General features: G+C 64.2%; 21 protein-coding genes and 1 tRNA gene. 12 read left to right on the forward strand and 10 right to left on the reverse strand.

Going from position 1 to position 21,515, the window contains the following annotated elements; genetic code table 11:
• Positions 1–10 precede the first annotated feature (10 nt).
• From K426_RS03755 to K426_RS03765, 3 genes are all read right to left on the reverse strand, one after another.
• Positions 11–1,111 carry a helix-turn-helix domain-containing protein gene (locus K426_RS03755; protein WP_066553944.1) on the reverse strand — a complete coding sequence of 367 codons (1,101 nt, stop codon included), beginning with the start codon at positions 1,109–1,111 and terminating at the stop codon, positions 11–13.
• Between the two features lie 26 nt (positions 1,112–1,137).
• Positions 1,138–1,740 carry a hypothetical protein gene (locus K426_RS03760; protein WP_066553947.1) on the reverse strand — a complete coding sequence of 201 codons (603 nt, stop codon included), beginning with the start codon at positions 1,738–1,740 and terminating at the stop codon, positions 1,138–1,140.
• Positions 1,741–2,176: 436 nt separating this feature from the next.
• Positions 2,177–2,251 (reverse strand) — tRNA-Gly (locus K426_RS03765).
• Positions 2,252–2,504: 253 nt separating this feature from the next.
• On the opposite strand from K426_RS03765, the gene paoA reads away from it, so the two are divergent.
• From paoA to K426_RS03790, 5 genes are read left to right on the forward strand one after another with little or no spacing between them, the layout of a single operon-like run.
• Positions 2,505–3,137 carry an aldehyde dehydrogenase iron-sulfur subunit PaoA gene (gene paoA / locus K426_RS03770; protein WP_066553950.1) on the forward strand — a complete coding sequence of 211 codons (633 nt, stop codon included), beginning with the start codon at positions 2,505–2,507 and terminating at the stop codon, positions 3,135–3,137.
• Complete coding sequence (locus K426_RS03775; protein WP_066553953.1) at positions 3,134–4,084, forward strand: FAD binding domain-containing protein; 951 nt, start codon at positions 3,134–3,136, stop codon at positions 4,082–4,084. Before paoA ends, K426_RS03775 begins: the two co-directional genes overlap by 4 nt.
• Before the next feature lie 3 nt (positions 4,085–4,087).
• Positions 4,088–6,304: an aldehyde oxidoreductase molybdenum-binding subunit PaoC gene (paoC, locus tag K426_RS03780; RefSeq protein ID WP_066553954.1), complete on the forward strand. Its 2,217-nt coding sequence runs from the start codon at positions 4,088–4,090 to the stop codon at positions 6,302–6,304.
• Positions 6,305–6,358: 54 nt separating this feature from the next.
• Positions 6,359–8,392, forward strand: coding sequence for a TonB-dependent receptor (locus K426_RS03785; protein ID WP_066561341.1), 2,034 nt, complete (start codon positions 6,359–6,361; stop codon positions 8,390–8,392).
• 60 nt (positions 8,393–8,452) lie between these two features.
• Positions 8,453–9,238 carry a S1/P1 nuclease gene (locus K426_RS03790; RefSeq protein WP_066553955.1) on the forward strand — a complete coding sequence of 262 codons (786 nt, stop codon included), beginning with the start codon at positions 8,453–8,455 and terminating at the stop codon, positions 9,236–9,238.
• Positions 9,239–9,403: 165 nt separating this feature from the next.
• On the opposite strand, the gene K426_RS03795 is transcribed toward K426_RS03790, so the two are convergent.
• Both K426_RS03795 and K426_RS03800 read right to left on the reverse strand, forming a co-directional pair.
• Positions 9,404–9,871 (reverse strand): low molecular weight protein-tyrosine-phosphatase, encoded by a 468-nt coding sequence (locus K426_RS03795; RefSeq protein ID WP_066553957.1) that lies wholly within the window; start codon positions 9,869–9,871, stop codon positions 9,404–9,406.
• On the reverse strand, positions 9,868–11,319 hold the full coding sequence (locus K426_RS03800; protein ID WP_066553960.1) for an ATP-binding protein: 1,452 nt from the start codon (positions 11,317–11,319) through the stop codon (positions 9,868–9,870). Before K426_RS03800 ends, K426_RS03795 begins: the two co-directional genes overlap by 4 nt.
• A 136-nt stretch (positions 11,320–11,455) precedes the next feature.
• Between K426_RS03800 and ppc the strand changes: the two genes are divergently transcribed.
• From ppc to K426_RS03815, 3 genes are all read left to right on the forward strand, one after another.
• A complete protein-coding gene (ppc, locus tag K426_RS03805) occupies positions 11,456–14,155 on the forward strand; it encodes a phosphoenolpyruvate carboxylase (protein WP_066561343.1) in 2,700 nt (899 codons plus the stop codon).
• 312 nt (positions 14,156–14,467) lie between these two features.
• Positions 14,468–15,058 (forward strand): hypothetical protein, encoded by a 591-nt coding sequence (locus tag K426_RS03810; protein ID WP_066553962.1) that lies wholly within the window; start codon positions 14,468–14,470, stop codon positions 15,056–15,058.
• Positions 15,058–15,729, forward strand: coding sequence for a hypothetical protein (locus K426_RS03815; RefSeq protein ID WP_066553964.1), 672 nt, complete (start codon positions 15,058–15,060; stop codon positions 15,727–15,729). The genes K426_RS03810 and K426_RS03815 overlap by 1 nt, the downstream gene beginning before the upstream one ends.
• Here the strand turns inward: K426_RS03815 and K426_RS03820 are convergent.
• Positions 15,716–16,168, reverse strand: coding sequence for a peptidylprolyl isomerase (locus K426_RS03820; protein WP_066553966.1), 453 nt, complete (start codon positions 16,166–16,168; stop codon positions 15,716–15,718). The two genes, K426_RS03815 and K426_RS03820, sit on opposite strands and share 14 nt — an antisense overlap.
• Before the next feature lie 145 nt (positions 16,169–16,313).
• Here K426_RS03820 and mgtE point away from each other — a divergent pair, with 145 nt between their 5' ends.
• Both mgtE and K426_RS03830 read left to right on the forward strand, forming a co-directional pair.
• Positions 16,314–17,741, forward strand: coding sequence for a magnesium transporter (gene mgtE, locus K426_RS03825; RefSeq protein WP_066553969.1), 1,428 nt, complete (start codon positions 16,314–16,316; stop codon positions 17,739–17,741).
• A gap of 40 nt (positions 17,742–17,781) precedes the next feature.
• A complete protein-coding gene (locus K426_RS03830) occupies positions 17,782–18,180 on the forward strand; it encodes a DUF1489 family protein (protein ID WP_066553972.1) in 399 nt (132 codons plus the stop codon).
• 84 nt (positions 18,181–18,264) lie between these two features.
• Here K426_RS03830 and K426_RS03835 read toward each other — a convergent pair whose 3' ends face one another.
• From K426_RS03835 to K426_RS03850, 4 genes are all read right to left on the reverse strand, one after another.
• Entirely contained in the window at positions 18,265–18,462 is a 198-nt protein-coding gene (locus K426_RS03835) for a hypothetical protein (RefSeq protein WP_066553975.1), read from the reverse strand.
• Entirely contained in the window at positions 18,455–18,919 is a 465-nt protein-coding gene (locus K426_RS03840) for a hemerythrin domain-containing protein (RefSeq protein ID WP_066553978.1), read from the reverse strand. The genes K426_RS03835 and K426_RS03840 overlap by 8 nt, the downstream gene beginning before the upstream one ends.
• Before the next feature lie 52 nt (positions 18,920–18,971).
• Positions 18,972–19,268 (reverse strand): hypothetical protein, encoded by a 297-nt coding sequence (locus K426_RS03845; protein ID WP_405053740.1) that lies wholly within the window; start codon positions 19,266–19,268, stop codon positions 18,972–18,974.
• Between the two features lie 189 nt (positions 19,269–19,457).
• Entirely contained in the window at positions 19,458–20,228 is a 771-nt protein-coding gene (locus K426_RS03850) for a class II aldolase/adducin family protein (protein ID WP_066553980.1), read from the reverse strand.
• Positions 20,229–20,451: 223 nt separating this feature from the next.
• On the opposite strand from K426_RS03850, the gene rpsU reads away from it, so the two are divergent.
• A complete protein-coding gene (gene rpsU, locus K426_RS03855) occupies positions 20,452–20,658 on the forward strand; it encodes a 30S ribosomal protein S21 (protein ID WP_004208618.1) in 207 nt (68 codons plus the stop codon).
• An 84-nt stretch (positions 20,659–20,742) separates the two neighbouring features.
• The gene (locus K426_RS03860; RefSeq protein ID WP_066553982.1) at positions 20,743–21,306 is read left to right on the forward strand and encodes an FKBP-type peptidyl-prolyl cis-trans isomerase; all 564 of its coding nucleotides are present in this window, start codon (positions 20,743–20,745) and stop codon (positions 21,304–21,306) included.
• Positions 21,307–21,515 lie beyond the last annotated feature (209 nt).

Here is a 21,515-nt window from a genome sequence, read left to right on the forward strand (position 1 = left end):
GCGCCCAGAGTCAGACGTAGGACCGGAATGGCGTCACGTTCGCGTCGCTCACTTCGGCCTCGGGAAGCTCCAAACCGGACACACGGCCAAACATTTCACGCTCCAACCCGCTTTCGTCGACTAAACGTCCGACAGAACCAGGATAGGCGGCCTCGAGGGCGGAAAGAGCGCTTGGCAAAAGTTCAGGAACCTCACCAGCGATAATGTCATCATAGCGCTCTTGCCGCTTCTGGCCTGTCTTGCTGAGATGGATGTGCCCCGTGCGATACTGATCGGCAGAAATCATGCGGAGATCATAGGCGCGGCGCAGTATCGCTGCAGCTGACACCTTCCACCTCAATTTGAGTTTAAAGATCTCTGCCCAATCCAGAAAACGTGAACGGGGGAACTCGTGTACAAATGAAGGCCGGGGAAGCAAGAAGGCGCTTGCGAACCGGTTGGCCTGGTCCTCCGTTTCCTTGTCCCCGGTCTGGACGCCCCGGTGCATGATCAGGTGTCCGGCTTCATGCGCAAGGTCGAAGCGGAGCCGGCACGCGGCGGGCTTCGCATCACTACGAATGATCATCGGGCGGACGGCATCGATTGACAGCGCGTCGACCCGTTCAGAAACGCCGCCGAAGAAGCTAACCACAGCACCTGCATTCTCAACCACTCGCATCATGCTGGAAACCGGTCCGGTGCCAAGCTGCCAATGCGCCCGAGCAGCATCCGCTACATCCTCCACCTCGTTAAGCGTCGAGACCGGGATGTCCGGGAAGGAAACATCGGGCAGATTGAGCTCGCGATCAAGCCTGCTCACAAAACCGTCAAGCAGGGTGCCTCGAGCTAGAACCTGGCTTACAATGGTGAGCGGCGTCGTGCGCTGCTTCCTGAAGTGGCATTGCTCGGGCCGGATTCCGACGTCCATGGGAAGCCCGAAGAAATGCCTCCCGACGCCCAGGGCGTCAGCCAGCGCGTCGCGCATTTCCTCAGTCGGCGCCTTGATGCCCTGCTCGAGCTGATTCAGATACTGGCGTGTCGCGCTCACACGCATGCCGAGTTGCTCAAGCGTGAGCCCAAGCGCGACCCTGGCAAGCCTGAGCCGATCGCCATGAAAAGCGCATGAAACCATAAGTGCCTCTCGCCGCACTGGCAGCCTCAGCCGCCCGTTTTGGTCTCGCCTTCGCGGTCGCGCACACCGATGGCAGGTGCTTCTAGTTCGACGCTCTCGCTCGCAGGACGGCCAATTGCACCACTGAAACGACGGCTATCGAGCGGAACATCCCAATTAAGGATGGCCGTCTCACCGCGAAGTCCGACGAACTTGACCGAAATCACACTACCATCAACGTCCGTTTCAATGGCCAAGCGATAGGCAAGTTCGCGCCCCTCGTCGCAATCATCAAACGAGAAGCCCAATTGGCGAAGTTCGGGCAGGCTCTGTCGCATCGTACGATCAGTGGGCTCTTCTGCCTCGCCACGGTAGATGCGGAGAGGGACCTCGCCGATCGTGAAGATCAGCTGGAGTGACCGGTCAACGATGCCGAGCCAGTCGTATGCGTCTTCGTCTACGGCACGCAGGATGCGCGCCCTCCCAAACTGAAACGCACGGCACCCCAACGTCCACCCATTGTCACCGTTTTCTTCATCGAAGAGCTCGACTGCGGCTTGGCGACCATCGACAATCATCCGAGCCACCGCAACGATGCGGTCTTCGGTCAGATCACCATGATATTCCCACGGATAAGTTTTCGACACCATTGCCCCCTGCATACATCTCGAACTGCATCATGGGCAATTTTGGAATTTTGTCAACCAATCGCGAACATGTAAACTGATTTCAGCATCAAACGTCTTGATCGTGTGGGATGTCCAGACCTCTAGGCTATGCTGGCGAGTGCGGCCTCATTGCGTAAGCGACATACCGCCACACGTAAGCAGAGTTCATGCCGTGCGTAAGCAGTGTCGATGCTTCGCATTTGGGCGACCGCCACCCACAATCGGCCAAGGTAGGATCGCAGCAGCCCGCTCAAAATCGCCAGCTGGGTGATGAACTCCGCCGGGAGCCACCAAAACACCGCCGTTTCTGCGGGTTTGGCCGCTTACGCAGCGCTTACTTTTGTGATTTTGCGGGGCGTGTAAACAGAAAAAGCGACCCGTTTGGGTCGCTTAACTACTTGTTTTTCCTTGGGAAAACTGGAGCGGGCGAAGGGATTCGAACCCTCGACCCCAACCTTGGCAAGGTTGTGCTCTACCCCTGAGCTACGCCCGCTCTGGCGGCCGGAGGAGGTGTCCTCTCGGCGGGTGGGGGGCAACTAGCAGCGGCTTCCCACCTCGGCAAGGGAGAATCTGCAGGAAGCCATTTTTTTCTCCGCGAAGCCATTTCGTCCCAAATAGCGGAATCATGCATTGCGCCTTGGCGCTGCGTTGCGATATGCTACTGTTCATTCCCTAAATCTCTGACGTACTGACGGATATAATCGCCTCCCATTTCGTATCGCATGGGGATTAGGAGGAGTGCAGCTATGACCGCCGAACCATTGACGCGCCGCAGCCTGCTCCAGGGTAGCGCCGCTGCCGCCGCCGCGATCCCCGCTTTGGGAGAGGCGCAGGCGGCTCCCGCCAGACGCAAGGAAGGAGCGCCGATGACGCCTGTAGGACTGACCGTGAACGGCCGCGAAGTGCATCTTCAACTCGATCCGCGCACGACGCTGCTCGATGCCCTGCGCGAACATTTGCACCTGACCGGCACGAAGAAGGGCTGCGATCATGGGCAATGCGGTGCCTGCACGGTGATTGTCGAGGGGCGGCGGATCAATAGCTGCCTCACCCTCGCCGTGATGCATGAGGGCGATCATGTGACCACCATCGAAGGGATCGGCACGCCGGAAAAGCTCCATCCCATGCAGCGCGCCTTCATCACTCATGACGGCTATCAATGCGGCTATTGCACGCCTGGCCAGATCTGTTCGGCGGTGGCGGTGCTGGAGGAGATCGAGGCGGGCATCCCCAGCCACGCCACGCAAGATCTCGACCGCATCGCCTTTTCCGAGAGCGAGGTGCGCGAACGGATGAGCGGCAATATCTGCCGCTGCGCCGCCTATCCCAACATCGTCGCGGCGATTCGCCAAGTCGCGGAGGAGGGGGTAAAGGCATGAGACCATTCACCTACAGCCGTGCCGCCAGTGTCGAGGAAGCAGCGAAGACCGCCGCCGCGACCCAGGGCGCGCGTTTCATCGCGGGCGGCACCAATCTGCTCGACCTGATGAAGCTCCAGATCGAGATGCCGACCCATCTGATCGACGTCAATCATCTGGGCCTCGACCGCATCGAGCCGACGGCTGAAGGCGGCCTGCGGATCGGGGCGATGGTCCGCAATACCGATCTCGCCGCCGACAAAATGGTCCGCCGCGATTATGCGGTGTTGAGCCGCGCCCTGCTGGCGGGCGCGTCCGGGCAGCTCCGCAACAAGGCGACGACGGGCGGCAACCTGCTCCAGCGCACCCGCTGCCCTTATTTCTACGACACGCGCATGCCCTGCAACAAGCGCAAGCCGGGCAGCGGTTGCGGCGCGCTCAAGGGGATGAGCCGTAGCCTCGCCATCCTGGGCACAAGCGAATCTTGCATCGCGCAGCATCCCTCCGACATGGCGGTGGCGCTGCGCCTGCTGGATGCCAGCGTCGACACGGCGAGCGCCGACGGCAGCCGCCGGACGATCCCGATCGCTGATTTCCACCTCTTGCCCGGCGATACGCCGGAGGTGGAAAATGCGCTGAGGCCCGGCGAGCTCATCACTTCGGTCACTTTGCCCAAGCCGCTGGGCGGCACCCATGTCTATCGCAAGGTCCGCGACCGCGCTTCCTATGCCTTCGCGCTGGTGTCGGTCGCGGCGGTGTTCGCGAAGGACGGCCAGGCCCGCTTCGCCTTCGGCGGCATAGGGACCAAGCCCTGGCGCACCGACGCCGCCGATGCGGCAGCACTCTCCGGCGCGGCAGCCGTCGCCGAGGCGGCGCTCAGCGGCGCGCGCCCCACCGAGCACAACGCGTTCAAGCAGCAACTGACCGCCCGCACCCTTGCCTCGCTCTACCGTCAGAAGGGGGTCTGAGCCATGAAGTTCGACACGCCAGCCACCGCCAACCCGATCGACCGGGGCCGCGTCATCGGCATTTCCCATGACCGGATAGACGGCGCCGCGAAGGTCACCGGCACCGCGCCCTATGCCTATGAACGGCATGATGCCGCGCCCAACGCCGCCTATGGCTGGATCGTCGGTTCGGCCATCGCCAAGGGGCGGATCAGCGCCATGGACCTGCGCGCAGCGGAGGCCGCGCCCGGCGTGCTGGGCATCGTCACGCACCAGAATGCGGGGGCGCTCGGCAAGGGCAATATGAACACCGCCCATCTGCTCGGCGGGCCGCAGATCGAACATTATGAGCAGGCGGTGGCGCTGGTGATCGCGGACACGCTGGAAAATGCGCGTGACGCCGCCCAGCTCGTCCGCATCGACTACGCCGTGGAACAGGGCCGGTTCGACCTCGCGGCGGAGCGCATGAACGGCGTCCCGCCCGAGGGCGGCTTCGGCGGGCCGGCGGATACCAAGGCAGGCGATTTCGATGCCGGTTTCGCCAAAGCAGCGGTGAGGATCGACCAGAGCTACACCACCCCCGACCAAAGCCATGCGATGATGGAGCCGCATGCGACCATCGCCGCCTGGAACGGCGACAAGCTCACCCTCTGGACCTCCAACCAGATGATCGCCTGGAGCGTGGGCGAGATGGCGAAGACGCTGAAGATCCCCAAGGAGAATATCCGCCTCGTCTCCCCCTATATCGGCGGCGGCTTCGGCGCGAAGCTGTTCCTGCGCGCCGATGCGCTGCTCGCGGCGCTGGGGTCGCGCATGGTCGGCCGTCCGGTCAAGGTGGCGATCGCCCGGCCGCAAATCCCCAACAACACCACCCATCGTCCCGCCACCATCCAGCGCATCCGCATCGGCGCCGACAGGCATGGCGTGATCGACGCCATAGCCCATGAAGTCTGGTCGGGCGACCTGCCCGGCGGCGGGGCGGAGACGGCGGCGCAGCAGACGCGCCTGCTCTATCGCGGCCCCAACCGGTTGACGACGCATCGCCTGTCGACGCTGGACCTGCCGGAGGGCAACGCCATGCGCGCACCGGGCGAGGCGGTGGGCCTGCTCGCGCTGGAGGTCGCGATGGACGAACTGGCCGAAGCCTGCGGCGTCGATCCGGTGGAACTGCGCATCCGCAACGATGTGCAATATGATCCGGAAGCCGGACCGCAGCGTCCTTTCTCCAGCCGGAAGCTGGTCGAATGCCTCCGCGAAGGCGCGGAACGCTTTGGCTGGAACCGCCGCAATCCCAAGCCGGGTCAGGTGCGCGATGGCCGCTGGCTGGTCGGCATGGGCGTCGCTTCCGCCTTTCGCAACAATCTGGTCACCAAATCGGGGGCGCGCATCGGCGTCGATGCCAGGGGGCATGTCATCGTCGAAACCGACATGACCGATATCGGCACCGGCAGCTACACGATCATCGGCCAGACCGCGGCGGAAATGCTGGGCGTGCCGCTGGAGGCCGTGACCGTGCGTCTGGGCGACAGCCGCTTTCCCGCATCGGCCGGGTCGGGCGGGCAATGGGGCGCTAACAGCGCCACGGCGGGCGTCTATGCCGCCGCCATGGCCCTGCGCGCGAAGCTGGCGGAAAAGGCGGGCTTCGCGGCGGACCAGGCGCTGTTCGAAGATGGCCTGGTGCGGCTGGGCAACCAGTCCCAGCCGCTCGGCACGCTTGCGGGGCGCGAGGGGCTGTGGGCGGAGGACAGCATGGACTATGGCGACCTCGCCAAACGTTATGCGCAGGCGACCTTCGGCGCGCATTTCTGCGAGGTCGGCGTGGACATCGACACCGCCGAAGTCCGCGTCCGCCGCATGGGCGGAGCCTTTGCCGCCGGGCGCATCCTCAACCCCAAATCGGCGCGCAGCCAGGTGGTCGGCGCGATGACCATGGGGGTCGGCGCGGCGCTGATGGAGGAACTGAGCGTCGACACCCGATTCGGCTTTTTCGTCAATCACGACATGGCCGAATATCTGGTGCCGGTGCATGCCGACATTCCTGATCAGGACGTGTTGTTCGTCGAGGAACTGGACGACAAAAGCTCACCCATGAAGGCCAAGGGCGTCGGTGAACTGGGCATTTGCGGTGCGGGGGCGGCGGTCGCCAATGCGATCTACAATGCCACGGGCATAAGGCTGCGCGATTATCCGCTGACGATCGACAAGATTCTGGCCGCGTCAACAGGAAAAAGGGTCGCTTGAACTTCTCCGCCGGTGTCCCTAGTCCCCTCCGCAAAAGAGGTGGGAAAGGGCGTCATGAAATATCTTCCGCTGTCACTGGCTTTGGCCGCACTACCGACCGTCGCGGCCGCCGAGACGGAGGCACCCGATCCGGCCCGCATCGTCGTGACGGGGGAGGGACTTTCCCTGCCGCCCGGAACGCCGGCCTATGGATCAGTGATCATCGACCGGGATCGGCTGACCAACAGCGCCTCCGGCCGGATCGAAAACGTGCTGGGCGATGTCGCCGGTTTCCAGCAGTTCCGCCGCTCCGACAGCCGTTCGGCCAATCCTTCGGCGCAGGGGGCGACATTGCGCGCTCTGGGCGGCAATGCGTCCAGCCGGACGCTGGTGCTGCTCGACGGCGTGCCCATGGCCGATCCCTTTTTCGGCTATATCCCGTTCAGCGCGCTGGTGCCCGACCGCCTGTCGGTGGTGCGGGTGACGCGGGGTGGCGGGATAGGAGCCTTCGGCGCGGGCGCGGTGGCGGGGACCATCGAACTGGCCAGCGCTACCCGTGACCAGCTCCCGACCTTCGGCGCCAGCGCCTTCTACGGCAGCAGGGACGCGACCGAACTCTCCGCCAGCCTGATCCCGGATCTGGGCAACGGCTATGTTTCGCTGTCGGGCCGCTGGGACCGGGGCGACGGGTTCCAGACCACGCCCAAGGACCAGCGCGTCGCCGCCACCGCGCCCGCCGCCTATGACGGCTGGTCGACCAATTTGCGCGCCGTCGCGCCGCTTTCCGCCACATCGGAAATCCAGTTTCGCGGCACCATCTTCCATGACGAGCGGACCCTGCGCTTCAAGGGCGCGGACAGCATGAGCGAAGGGCAGGACGCCAGCATCCGCTTCATCTCGCGTGGCCCGTGGCAGGTCGATGCGCTGGCCTATATCCAGGCGCGCAACTTCTCCAACATTGTGATCTCGGCCTCCAGCTTCCGCAAGTCGCTCGACCAGCGCAACACGCCCTCGACCGGCATCGGCGGCAAGATCGAACTACGCCCGCCGGTCGGCCCCGATCATGTGCTGCGCTTCGGCGCCGATACCCGCTTCGCCACCGGCGACATGTTCGAGGACGCCTATAACGCCAATATCGCCGCCAATCCCGTCACCGCCCGGCGCCATGCGGGCGGCGAGCAGATGACCACCGGCCTCTTTGCTGAGGATGACTGGACGCTGGGCCGCCTGGTCCTGACCGGCGGGGTGCGGGCGGATCGCTGGACGATCAGCGACGGCTTCTTCCGCGCCACCGGCACGGGCGCGGCGAACAACAGCTTTGCCAATCGTTCCGACTGGCAGTTCTCCGGAAGGGCGGGTGCGCTTTACCGGATCAGCGATGCCGTCGCCCTACGCGGCGCGGGCTATACCGGCTTTCGGCTGCCGACGCTCAACGAACTGTACCGGCCTTTCGTGGTCAGTTCTGCCACGTCGATGGTGACTACTAATGCCAACCCGGCACTTGAAAGCGAGAAGTTAAAAGGTGTTGAGTCAGGTGTCGATGTAACGCCCGTTTCCGGTGTAAGCCTGTCAGCGACCGCCTTCTATAATCGCCTCGACAACGCCATTGGCAATGTCACCCGGAGTTCAACGGTTGTGGCAGGGCGACAAATCATTGTACGGGAACGCCAGAACATTGATGCCATCATTGCCAAAGGCTTTGAGCTCACGGCATCCGCTCGAGCAGGCGATTTCCTGCTTTCGGCTTCCTACGCCTATAGCCACAGTAGCGTGCATGCGCCGGGCATGGCCTTTGACGGCCTCACCCCCGCGCAAAGCCCGCGTCATGCCGCCAGCGCCACGCTCGCCTGGGAGCCGAAGCAAGGTCCGGCGCTCTCCGCCACGATGCGCTATGTCAGCAAGCAATATGAGGACGATCTCCAGACCGATGTGCTGCCCCACGCGCTGACGGTCGACGCGGTGGCGCGCTTGCCCCTCGGCCATGGCGTGACCCTGGTCGCGCGCGGCGAGAATCTCTTCGACGAGGAGGTGATTACCCGCAACGCCGGAGGGTCCATCGACCTTGGCACGCCCCGGACGCTGTGGATCGGTTTCCGTTTCGCAAGCTGAAGCGCAACCCTCTGAAAAAGCGCGCTGGCTGAGGCCGGGCAAAGCTGTATGAGGGACGCCATGCGCCTTTCATTCCTCTTCGCCCTGCCGTTCCTCGCCGCTTCGCCCGCCCAGGCCTGGGGGCCGATCGGTCACCGGATCACCGGCACCATTGCCGACCAGAATCTGAGCGGCGCGGCGCGCGCCCAGGTCCGCCTGCTGCTGGGGACGGAGGATCTGGCGGAGGCGTCGACCTGGCCCGACGACATGCGGTCCGACCCTGCCGAATATTGGCGCAAGACGGCCAGCCCCTGGCATTATGTCACGGTCAAGCAGGGCGATCACTACAGCCCATCCGACGCCCCGAAGGAGGGCGACGCGATGACCGCCCTGACCCGCTTCACCGCAATCCTGCGCGATCCCAAGGCGTCGCTGGACGACCGCCGCCAAGCACTGCGTTTCGTCGTTCACATCATCGGGGATCTGCATCAACCGCTGCATGTCGGCGGCGGCGATGACCGTGGCGGCAATGATGTGAAGGTCACCTTCTTCGGTGCGGCGACCAATCTGCATTCGGTCTGGGATTCGGGCCTGATCGAGCAGCGCGCCCTGTCCTATTCGGAATATGCGAACTGGCTGTCGCGTTCGATCACGCCGCAGCAGATGATCGCCTGGAGCATCTGCGATCCCGATAGTTGGACTCGCGAAAGCATTGCGCTGCGCAAGACCGTCTATTCGGCCGATCCGGCTTTGTCCTGGGACTATGTCTATCAGCATCGCGCCGAGCTGGACGACCGGCTGCGCCGTGCGGGCGTCCGCATCGCCGCCTGCCTGAACGCAATTTTCGATTCCCCGCAACAGCCCTAAGGCCAATCGACATTCAGCCCTGACGGCCTGCAAATGGCGCTTTTCCGTGCTTCCGGTGCTCACGTACTTTTAGTACGCTGCGCTCCGGGTCACGAAAAACCACCATTTTCGGCACGTCATCATCTGAATGTCGATTGGCCTTAGGGCTTGGCTAAGCAGCCCGCGCTAATCCCGATCCCGCAACCGCTCCACGATCGCCCTGGCGGCGCGTGTCACATCATCCCAGGTCACGTCGAACCCGGCATCGTCGCCAAAATAAGGATCGGTGACCCCGCTCCCTTCGCGTCCCGGCACCAGGTCCATCAGCAGCCGCAATTCCGCTGTGCCATCCGAAGGCCGCACCCGCCGCAGGTTCCGCAGATTCTCCGCATCCAGCGCGAAGACATAATCGAACCGCTGGAAATCCACAGCCGTCACCTGCCGCCCGCGATAGCCCGAAATATCGATCCCATGCCGCAGCGCCACCGCCTGCGCCCGGTTATCCGGCGGCGATCCCACATGCCAGTCCCCGGTTCCGGCCGAATCCACCTCGACCGCCAGCCCGGCCCGCTCCGCCTCCGCCCGCAGAGCAGCCTCCGCCAGCGGCGACCGGCAGATATTGCCCAGACAGACGAAGAGGATCGAAGCGCTCATCCCTCTGCCGCCGTGCTCAGCCCCAATTGGGGCACGCCAAGGGAACGCCGCCCGCCGAAATCGGTCCGCGCCACGATCACGCCCAGCTTCTCCATATAGTCGATCAGCCGCCGCACCCGGCCCGGCGAACTGGTGCCATAGGCCCGCGCCAGCGCCACGTCATCCGGACAGGGCAGTCCCTCCATCGCCGCCCGCGCAATCAGCAGGAAGGGCGCCAGCATATCCTCCGGCAGAGGCTCCGCAGCACGCATCGCATCGTCCCAGCGTGGATCGGCGGCGTCGAACATCCCCGCCTGCGCCATGGCAAAACGCTTGCGGAAGGCGGGCAGGTCGAGCGGCGGCGTCCGCAATCCCTTCATCCGGCACCGCACGCCGAAATCCTGATAGAGCGTCGACACGCTCGGCTGCGCTTCGCCCAGATCAGCGACGATTTCCTCCAGCACGGCGATCACCACCGGCTCATTCTGCCCGAAATCCAGTTCCGGCGCGGCAGGCTTGGCCGAAGGCGCGGCGGCCAGCGCCCGCATCAATTCCTCGGCGGGCAGCGGTGGTGGCTCGGCTCGCGGCGGGGGAGAGAGCAGGCTTTCCTCTTCGCCCGCGCTTGCGAACAGCAACTCCTGCAAATCCCCGGTGGTCGCGACCGGCGGCGGCATCAGCTTGTGGGTGCCGCCCCGCGTGCTGGTCTTGACCGATCCGATCTTCACCGCCACCGGCCGCCGGCAGATCGCCGGACCCAAAGCCAGAAAGCGCCCGCGCTCCAGATCGCGGATCTGCTCGGCCTGCCGCCGCTCCATGCCCAGCAGGTCAGCCGCGCGCGCCATGTCGATGTCGAGGAAAGTGCGCCCCATCAGGAAGTTCGACGCCTCCGCCGCGACATTCTTGGCGAGCTTGGCCAACCGCTGCGTCGCGATCACGCCCGCCAGCCCGCGCTTGCGCCCCCGACACATCAGGTTCGTCATCGCCGCCAGCGACAGCCGCCGCGCCTCGTCCGATACGTCGCCCGCCGCCACCGGAGCGAACATCTGCGCCTCATCGACCACCACCAGCGCGGGATACCAGTGATCGCGCGGTGCATCGAACAGGGTCGAGAGGAAAGTCGCGGCGCATTTCATCTGCGCCTCCAGCTCCAGCGATTCGAGACTCAACACCACCGAGGCGCGATGCTCGCGAATCCTTGCCGCCATCTTGACGATCTCGCGCTCATTATAGTCGCCCGCGTCGATCACCACATGGCCATATTCGTCGGCCAGCGTGACGAAATCGCCCTCCGGATCGATCACCACCTGCTGGACCAGCGCGGCGCTTTCCTCCAGCAGCCGACGCAGCAGGTGCGACTTGCCCGACCCCGAATTGCCCTGAACGAGCAGTCGGGTGGCAAGCAATTCCTCGACATCGACCAGAACGGGATTGCCCGATCCGTCATTTCCTATGCTGATGCTGGCGGTCACGGCTTTCCTTTGGCGCATGCCGGGGTATTCGCGCAACCCTGCTGTCAAAACCGGAAGGCAGGAGCACAGCATCTCTCTCGGCAAGGGTGCGGATTCCCTTGACCATCCCATTGTTGCGATGCAGCATCGATCCATCATGGCGACTCTTGCACCCTCTTCCGCGCCTGCGGTCACGCAGAACCCCGATATCCGCTATCTTGGCCGCCTGCTGGGCGACGTCATCCGCGCCTATGGTGGGGAGAAGATCTACAAACAGACCGAATATATCCGCTCCGCCTCAGTCGACCGGGCGCGTGGGTTGCATGGCGCGGATGTGGTCGATACTGGTCTCGACGCGCTTAGCCTGGACGACACCTTGTCCTTCGTGCGCGGTTTCATGCTGTTCTCGATGCTTGCCAATCTGGCCGAGGATCGCCAGGGCGTCGCCGCCGAACCCGGCGCCGATGTCGCCTCCGCCGTGGAAAAACTCGAATCGCACGGCATCGACCGCGAAGCGATCCTCGACCTATTGTCCCACGCCCTGATCGTCCCCGTCCTCACCGCCCACCCGACCGAGGTGCGGCGCAAGAGCATGATCGATCATAAGAACCGCATCGCGGACCTGATGCTGCTCAAAGACAGCGGCCGCAGCGAAACCGACGAGGGCGAAAATCTCGACGAGGCGATCTTCCGCCAGATCGCGCTGCTCTGGCAGACTCGTCCGCTGCGCCGCGAAAAGCTGTTCGTCGCGGACGAGATCGAAAATGTTCTCGCTTATTTCCGCGACGTCTTCCTGCCGGTGCTGCCCGCCCTCTATGCCCGCTGGGAACGGGTGCTGGGCGCCCGCCCGCAAAGTTTCCTGCGCGTCGGCAACTGGATCGGCGGCGACCGCGACGGCAATCCCTTCGTGCAGGCGCCACAGCTTCGCCTCGCGCTCGCCAAGGGCTGCGAAGCCGCGCTGAGCTTCTATATGGATGCGCTCCACGCCCTGGGCGCGGAACTGTCGCTCTCCACCGAACTGGCCCATGTGTCGCGGGCGGTGCTGGACCTGGCCGACGCCAGCGGCGACATTTCGCCCAGTCGTCAGGACGAACCCTATCGCCGCGCCATTTCCGGCATCTACGCCCGCCTCGCCGCCACTTACCGGGCGCTGGGGGGCAAAGACCCGTCCCGCCCTTCGACGCTCAAGGGGGAACCCTATGCCAGCCCCACCGACCTGCGCCGCGACCTCGTGACGGTCGCGCAAGGCCTGGCGAGCGAAGGCAATGGCGCGCTGGCGACGGGAGGCGCGCTCGGCCGCCTGATCCGCGCGGTCGAAACCTTCGGCTTCCACCTCGCCACGCTCGACATGCGGCAGAACAGCGACGTCCACCAAAGCGTCGTGGCCGAACTGCTGAAAGTCGCCGGGGTAGAGGCCGACTATGCCAGCCTCGACGAATATGCCCGCATCGCCCTGCTCCGGCGGGAGCTGGCGAACAACCGGCCGCTCGGCACGGCCTTTTTCGAATATTCGGAACAGACCGCCTCCGAACTCGCGATTGTCCATGCCGCCGCCGAAGCGCACCGCATCTACGGCCCGCAATGCATCACCCATTATATCATCTCCAAGGCGGAGAGCGTTTCCGACCTGCTTGAAGTCAACATCATCCTCAAGGAAGCGGGCCTTTGGCGCGCCGGCACCGATGGCGCGCCGCCGCAGGCCGCGATCATGGCCGTGCCCCTCTTCGAAACCATTGCCGACCTTGAGGCCGCGCCCAAGATCATGGGCGCCTATTTCGGCCTGCCCGAAATCGCGGGGGTGGTGCAGGCACGTGGCCATCAGGAAGTGATGATCGGCTATTCGGACAGCAACAAGGACGGCGGCTATATCACCTCGACCTGGGGGCTGTTCCAGGCGAGCAAGGCGCTCGCGCCCGTCTTTGCCGACGCCAGCACCGCGATGCAGCTTTTCCACGGTCGCGGCGGCGCGGTCGGGCGCGGCGGCGGCTCCTCCTTCGCGGCGATCCAGGCCCAGCCCAAGGGCACTGTGCAGGGCCGCATCCGCATCACCGAACAGGGCGAGGTGATCGCCGCCAAATTCGGCACCCGCGACGTCGCCATGACCAATTTGGAGGCGATGACCAGCGCGACCTTGCTCGCGTCGTTGGAACCCGAAGCGATCTCTGACCGCGACGCCGCCCGTTTCGCCGCCGCCATGGATGAATTGTCGAAAACCGCCTTCGCCGCCTATCGCGGCCTGGTCTACGGGACGGAGGGGTTCAAGGAATTCTTCCGGCAATTGACGCCGATCCAGGAAATCTCCGGCCTCAAAATCGGCTCGCGCCCTGCCAGCCGCACGAAAAGCACCCGGATAGAGGATCTGCGCGCCATCCCCTGGGTGTTCAGTTGGGCGCAGGCCCGCGTGATGCTGCCGGGCTGGTATGGCGTGGGCCATGCGCTCAACGCCTTTGAGGACAAGGCGCTGCTGGCCGACATGGCGCAGCACTGGTCCTTCCTGCAATCCGCGCTCGCCAATTTGGAGATGGTGCTGGCCAAGTCCGACCTCGGCATCGCCGCCCATTATCTGCCGCTGGTCGAGGATCAGGCACGGGGGACCGAGATTTTCGACCGCATCCGCGAAGGCTGGGACATGACCCATGACGGCCTGCTCGCCGCCACCGGCCAGTCGCGCCTGCTGGAGAAGAATCCTAAGCTGGACACGTCGATCCGCCTGCGCCTGCCCTATATCGAGCCGTTGAACCTGCTCCAGGTCGAACTGATGAAGCGCCACCGCAGCGGCGAAGACGACCCGCGCATCAAGGAAGGCATCGAACTGTCGATCAACGCGATTGCGACGGCTCTGAGGAACAGCGGCTGATAGGGGAGGAAGGCGGACGCTTCCTGTTTTGTCATTCCCGCGAAGGCGGGAATCCATCTCCCAGCGTTGCATCAAGCGTTAGGTCAGGAGATGGATCCCCGCCTTCGCGGGGATAACGAACTTCGAAAATGTCCGGAAATGGCCAAACCCTGTCCCACCTACCCAATTTCCCATCCTGCAGCCTCTGATCCACGTCAGATCCAATCCGGCTCTTTGACCGGCAGGAAATCCCACCCAAATCTCAGCCATTCACAACCAATTCAAACAGCCCGCGTTATGCATGGAATGGATGCAGGATTAAGGAGAAAGGCGATGGCCTGGACCGGACAGAGGTTCCTCGCCGCGATCGGCCTTGCCGGCGCGCTGGCTTTGGGCGGCTGCGCTTATGACGATGGCTATTATGGCGGCGTGAGTGTCGGCAGCGGCTATTATGGCGGCGGCTATTATGACGATGCCTGGGGGTCGGGCTATTATCGTCCCGGCTATTATAGCGGCTGGTATGACGGCTATTACTATCCCGGCAGCGGCTATTATGTGTACAACCGCAGCGGCCAGCGCCAACGCTGGAACGACGGTCAGCGCCGCTATTGGGAAGGCCGCCGTGAAACCCGCCGCGAAGAGGGCAGGCGCGGCGACTGGAACGATGGCGCGCCGCGCCGGAGCTGGCGGGAGCGTTCCGGTGGCGACGGCAATCGGTGGAACGGAAATTGGAGGAATGCCCGTCAGGGCAATCCCTCCGCGGGCGCTCCGGCGCCGCAGCCAGGAAGGGGGCAAGGGGATATGACGACATCACGGCCGGAACGCAATTGGGGCGATGCGCCGCGCGCGCGCTCCGATGGCGGTGCGCGCTCCGATGGCGGCGGCAGGTCGCGGCGTGACGGCTGGCGAGGCCGGCGCGACTGATGCGGGTCCGGTACAGCGCGGCCCTATGCCTGCTCCTGCTCGCGGCCTGCGACGGCCGGGAGGAGAGCGCGATCGACAATCTGGCCAATGGCGCGAACGCGGCGCAGGTCGAAAATAATGTCCGGGCGGAGGCGCAGGCGGCGCTGGAGCCGCTCAATCCGCCCGCGCCCGGCACGCCCGGCGGCCTGCCGGTCGACCCCCAGCCCGTGGTGGAGGAAGATTCCGTCGACCCCAAGGGCGCGCAGGGCGCCGCCCAGGTCGTGCAGGGCTATTATGGTCTGCTGGAGGAAAAGCGCTATGACGACGCGCAGGATCTCTGGAACGACAACAGCGCCATCGGCGCCGAGGATGATGTTCGTTTCGCCGCCCGCTTCCGCGGGTTCAGCGAGGTTCACGCCCATGTCGGCGCACCGGGGCAGATGGAGGGCGCGGCAGGATCGCTGTTCGTGACCGTGCCGGTGCAGGTCTATGGCCGCATCGCGGCGAACGGGAAGCCCTGGTATCGGTTGCGTCAGGTGACACTGCGGCGGGCCAATGACGTGCCCGGCTCCAGCGAGGCGGATCGCCGCTGGCACATCGAAAGCATCGGTCCCTATGAACCGCCTGCGGAGGAAGCGGCGGAGACGGGCAATGCCATCTCCGCCACCGATGGGCTTCTTAGGAAACCGTAGCTTTCAGGATCTTGCCGGGGGTCTTGGGCGGCTCACCCTTGGGCAGGGCGTCGACATGTTCCATGCCGGACGTGACTTCGCCCCAGACGGTGTACTGGCCATCAAGGAAGGTGGCGTCGTCGAAGCAGATGAAGAACTGGCTGTTGGCGCTGTTCGGGTTCATCGCGCGGGCCATGGAGCAGACGCCGCGGACATGCGGTTCACGGCTGAATTCGGCCTTGATGTCGGGCAGCTTGGAACCGCCCATGCCGGTGCCGGTCGGGTCGCCGCCCTGGGCCATGAAGCCGGGGATGACGCGGTGGAACACGACGCCGTCATAAAAGCCTTCCTTGGCCAGTGTGGTGATGCGCTCGACATGGCCGGGGGCAAGGTCGGCGCGCAGCTTGATGACGACGTCGCCGCCGCTGTCGAGGCTAAGGGTCAGGGTATCGTCAGCCATGAAAAATCCTCTCTTGGGGGAAAATGGGAATGATCGACCATATAAAGCGTTAAGGCCGGGATGGAAGCGTCTTGGGGCATTGCAATTATGACGAGCATCGGCAAAAGCGGGCGAATGTTACAGGAACCGGACAGTAGGGGACGCGATGAGCGAACGAGCCGATATGGCCGAACCCCGGCCGGACGAATTGGGCGATATTGCCGCTGAACAGGCCGAATCCCGCCATGACGAGGATGACCGGCTGAAGGGGCAATTCGTCTCCGCCGTGCTCGACGCGGTGGAGGAGGATGATCGCGACCGCGCGCGCGAACTGGTCTCGCCGCTGCACCCCGCCGACATTGCCGATCTTCTCGAACTCACCCCGTCCGAACGGCGCGGGGCGGTGGCGGCGGCGCTGGGCGATCTGGTCGGCGCGGAGGTTCTTTCCGAACTCAACGACTATGTCCGGGAGGATATTCTCGACGCGCTGCTGCCCGAGCAGGTGGCGGAGTTCGCCGCCGAACTCGACACCGATGACGCGGTCGCCATCATCGAGGATATGGAGGAGGCCGACCAGCAGGCCGTCCTCGAAGCGATGGAACCGGAAGACCGCGCCGCGATCGAAAGCGCGCTGTCCTATCCGGAGGAATCCGCCGGCCGCCTGATGCAGCGCGACCTGGTCGCGGTGCCGGAACATATGACGGTCGGGCAGGTGATCGACTATCTGCGCGACAATCGCGACCTGACGTCGGATTTCTGGGAAATCTTCGTCGTCGACGAAGCGCATAAGCCGATCGGCACCTGCCAGTTGAGCTGGGTGCTGACCTGCCCGCGCAGCGTCGCCATGGCCGACCTGATGAAGCGCGAACAGACGCTGATCCCGGTCGACATGGACCAGGAAGAGGTGGCGCTGCGCTTCCAGAAATATGCGCTGATCTCCGCCGCCGTCGTGGACGCCAGCGGACGGCTGGTCGGCATGATCACGGTCGACGACATCGTCCACATCATCTCCGAGGAAGCGGGCGAGGACATTCTCCGCCTGTCGGGCGCGGGCGAGGGCGACATCAACCAGCCGATTCTGGAAACCGTGCGCACGCGTTTGTCCTGGCTGGTGGTCAATCTGGGCACGGCCATTCTCGCGGCATCGGTGGTCGGGCTGTTCCAGGCGACCATCTCCAAATATGTCGTGCTCGCCGTGCTGATGCCGATCGTGTCGGGCATGGGCGGCAATGCGGGGACGCAGACCATGGCGGTGGCGGTGCGCGCGCTCGCCACCAATCAGCTCACCAGTTCCAACACCATCCGCCAGATCGTCCGCGAATTCCGCATCGCCAGCGCCAACGGCATGGCGCTGGGCATATTGATCGGCGTCGCGGTGGGGTTGATCTACGGCAATCATGATCTGGGCATCGTCATTGCGCTGGCCATGCTCATCAACAATCTGGTGGCGGGTTTGTCGGGCATATTGATCCCGGTCGCGCTGGATCGGGTGAATGTCGATCCCGCCGTGTCATCCGCCGTGTTCGTGACCACGATGACGGACGTGATGGGTTTCTTCTCCTTCCTTGGTCTTGCAACGGTCTGGGGTTTGTAACGGGCCTTGACCGCCGCCGGTCAGCGCCCATCTTCGCTTCATGCCGCTCCACCTCACCAAGATCGCCTTTCAGAGCGAAAGCCCCGCCACGCTCCGCGCCTGGCTGGAAAGCCATGCAGAGGAAGCGCGCCTGACCACGCGCTATCTGCCCAAGCGGCTGGAGGAATTGGCGGGCGGCTCGCTCTATTGGATTCACGGGCATCAGCTTGTGGGCCGCAGTCCGATCTTGGGCTTTCAGGAAACCGGGCAGGGCCGCTATTGGATTAGGCTCGAACCGCGCCTGATCCCGGTCCGCGCGCAGCCCAAGCGCGCCCATCAGGGCTGGCGCTATCTGGAGGGAAAAGATGCCCCGCCCGATCTGGGTGCGGGCGAGGCCGATGATCTGGATGCGATGCCGACCAGGTTGCTGGGGGAGCTGTCGCGGTTGGGATTGCTGTAAGGTCTTGGTTGCCGTGTTCCTGCGGCAGGAACCCAGTCCCGCCGTCTGAACTGGGCTCCTGCCTTCGCAGGAGCATGCTGGTCATCAGACGAGCATCTTCACCTGCTCTCCAATCTCTCGCAACTCCTTCACGAAGCGCGCTCGTTCCTCCATTTTGCGCGTTTCATCCGGCACTCGCGGCAGATAGCTGGAGCCTTGGGTGCCGCTCTCCAAAGCGATCGGCGCACCGCGCAGGCCGCCGTAGCGCCCAGGGACTCTCCTCGCGCAGATGGCTCTACTCATCCGCTTCCGCGCGCTGCAATTCCGCCGGTTTGCGCTTGGCGAACAGCGCCGCCAGCTTCTGCTCCTCCTCGGCGGTCAGCTCCCTGGCCGCGTTGGGAAACATCTCCTTCTCTTCCTCATCGATATGGTGAAGATAGCGCTTCTTGAGCTGGACGAAGACGCCGTTCCACTCCTCGCCATTGAAGGAAAGCCCGGCCATCTCTTCCAGATAATCGTCGATTTCCTTATGCTCGGAAACGCTGTGCTGGGCATCTTCGCGCAGATCGGGCCGCGCCAGCATGGTGGAGTAGAGCGTCTCTTCCTCCGCCGCCGCATGGGCCGTCACTTCCACCTTGAACTGTTCGAACAGCTTTTCCAGCCGGTCGGGCTGGCCCTTCGCATCGGCCATCTTGTCGAATAGCTGGCGATGCGCGTCATGATCCTGTTTCAATCGGTCGAAAATGCTGGCGTCGGCCATGGACATGCTCCTTCTCGTCAGGAAGGAACAACGATGGATCGCGGCTTTGGGTTCAGCCGAAAAGGGCGCGAAAGATGATCGCGACGGGAATCCAGAGCAGCCCGCCGATAACGCTGGCGGACCAGAGCTGCACCAGGTCGCGGCGGAAGCGCACCGCCAAGCCATGCGTGGACAGACCGCTCCGGTCGAGCATTTCCCAGCGCCGTTCCAGCCCCCGCGCCGCGACGGCGAAGCCGCCGATCGCGATGATGATGCCCAGATGCAGCAGCAGCGATCCGCCCATCTTGGCGACGATGAAAATCTGAAGCACGCAGAAAACGACCAGGGCGGCGGCCAGATGGGTGCTCATCCGCCGGGAATGACCCGTGCGGCGGGTTGCGCCATCGTTCCACTTCGTCGCCAAAAAACCGACCCCTTCCTTGCGTCGGACAAGGAAAACATGAACGCTCGCATCGATCAACGGCAAAATGCGGGCGACTCACGGAAAAAGCTCATATTGGGTGGTGGGCGGCGCGACGTTCAGGTGCAGCCGAGCGGCCTAATCCCGCCAGCTCGAATCGATGCGGTCGATCCGGCGGACCATCGCCTCGAAATCGGGAACGCCGGGGCCGGCGGGCAATTGCACGCCGCTCAGGTCGCGCTGATGCACGGCGACGACCTCGGGCGGAATCTCCATCGGGGTTCCCGCCGCGCCGGTCGCCACCTGAATCTCGCAGGCGCGCTGGAGCATCCACTGGGTCAGAAAGGCTTCCGGCAGCGACTTCGCCATGACCAGCGTGCCGTGATTGCGCAGCATCATGATGCGGCGGGCGCCCAGATGGGCGATCAGCCGCTCGCCCTCTTCGGGACGGATCGTGACGCCTTCGAAGTCATGATAGGCGATTCGGCCGGTGAAGGCCGCGGCGTAGAAATTGGTGGGGGTCAGCCCCTCGCGTGTGGCGCTCACCGCCATGCCGGCGGTGGTGTGGGTGTGGATGATGCAATGGGCGTCGGGCAGATGGCGATGGAAGATGCTGTGCTGGGTGAAGCCGGCGCGATTGACCGGATAGGGGCTGCCGTCCAGCACATGGCCGTCAATGTCGATCTTGACGAGGCTGGACGCGGTCACTTCGCTGTAGAGCAGGCCGAAGGGGTTGATCAGAAAGGCGTTTTTCTCTTCCGGCACGCGCAGGGTGATGTGGTTGTAGATCAGCTCCGACCAGCCCAGATGATCGAAAATGCGGTAACAGGCGGCAAGTTGCTGGCGGGCGGCCCATTCCGATGCTGACATGTCGGGGCGTTTGGCGGCGGTCTTGGCGGCGGTTGCCATGGCGATCCTCCTTGCTATTTTATGGTGCCGACTATCCCCCTTGCGCCGGGCTGTGTCGAGGGGGACGGCTTTTGGGTTGAATTTGCGCGACTCTGCTGGTAGGGCGCGCCCCACACGGCGCAGGGTGACCTGCGGCGACTCACCGCTATTTCATTCGGGTGGCCCGTCGGGAAGGGTTATTTCCTGGCGATCCGTCCGTTTTCGACTGGAGTTTGACTGGCTTATGCAAATCATCGTTCGCGACAACAATGTCGACCAGGCCCTGCGCGCGCTCAAGAAGAAGCTGCAGCGTGAGGGCGTGTATCGCGAGATGAAGCTGCGCCGTCACTATGAGAAGCCCTCGGAAAAGCGTGCCCGCGAAAAGGCGGCCGCCGTTCGCCGCGCCCGCAAGCTGGAGCGTAAGCGCGCCGAGCGCGACGGCGTCCGTTAAGGACTGCCGTTTTCGGGACGGTCGCCTGATCGTCCCGTTCTCCTGCTGAAAACGTCACCCGCATCAATCCGCGAGGCATAGCGCATGTCCACCACGGCCGTTCCCCTTCGTCCTATCGCCAAGGGGTCGCTGACGCGTCTCTGGATCGGTGTCGCCGCGGTCGCGTTGGCTGCCGGTGGTCTGGCCTGGGCCGGGCAGCAGGGCGTGAAGCCCTCGCCCACCAGCTTCCTGGTGCATAATGGCGGCGAAGAGGGCGTGGTGACGACCGAATCGGGCCTGCAGTACAAGGTGCTGGAGGAAGGCGCCGGTCCCAGCCCGACCGCCGCCGACGTGGCGCTGGTGGGCTATAAGGGCACGCTGCTCGATGGCACGGTGTTCGACGAGAATCCGCAGACCGCGATGCCGGTCGACGGCGTGGTTCCCGGCTTCTCCGAAGGCCTGCAGAAGATGAAGAAGGGCGGCAAGTACCGCCTGTGGATTCCGCCGCAGCTTGGCTATGGCGAGCAGGCGGCTGGTCCGATCCCGGCCAATTCGGTGCTGGTGTTCGACGTCCAACTGCATGATTTCAAGTCCAAGGCGGACATCATGCGGATGCAGCAGATGATGCAGCAGCAGGGCGGGATGCCGCAGGGCATGCCGGGCCACTGAGTTCGGCATAGTTGGAAAAGCCAAAAGGGTCGGGATTTCCCGGCCCTTTTTTCTTGGAATGTCTCCTGTTCGGTGTGACCCGTGTTCCTGCGCAGGCAGGAACCCAGTTCTGCCGCCCGATCCGACACTTGTTTCGTTCGGGGGTCTTCGCAGCAGCACGCGGTTCTCAACGGCTATCCCGGAACAGGAGCCGCACTCCTCTCAGCCCT

The organism is Sphingobium sp. TKS, assembly GCF_001563265.1.
Classification (GTDB): domain Bacteria; phylum Pseudomonadota; class Alphaproteobacteria; order Sphingomonadales; family Sphingomonadaceae; genus Sphingobium.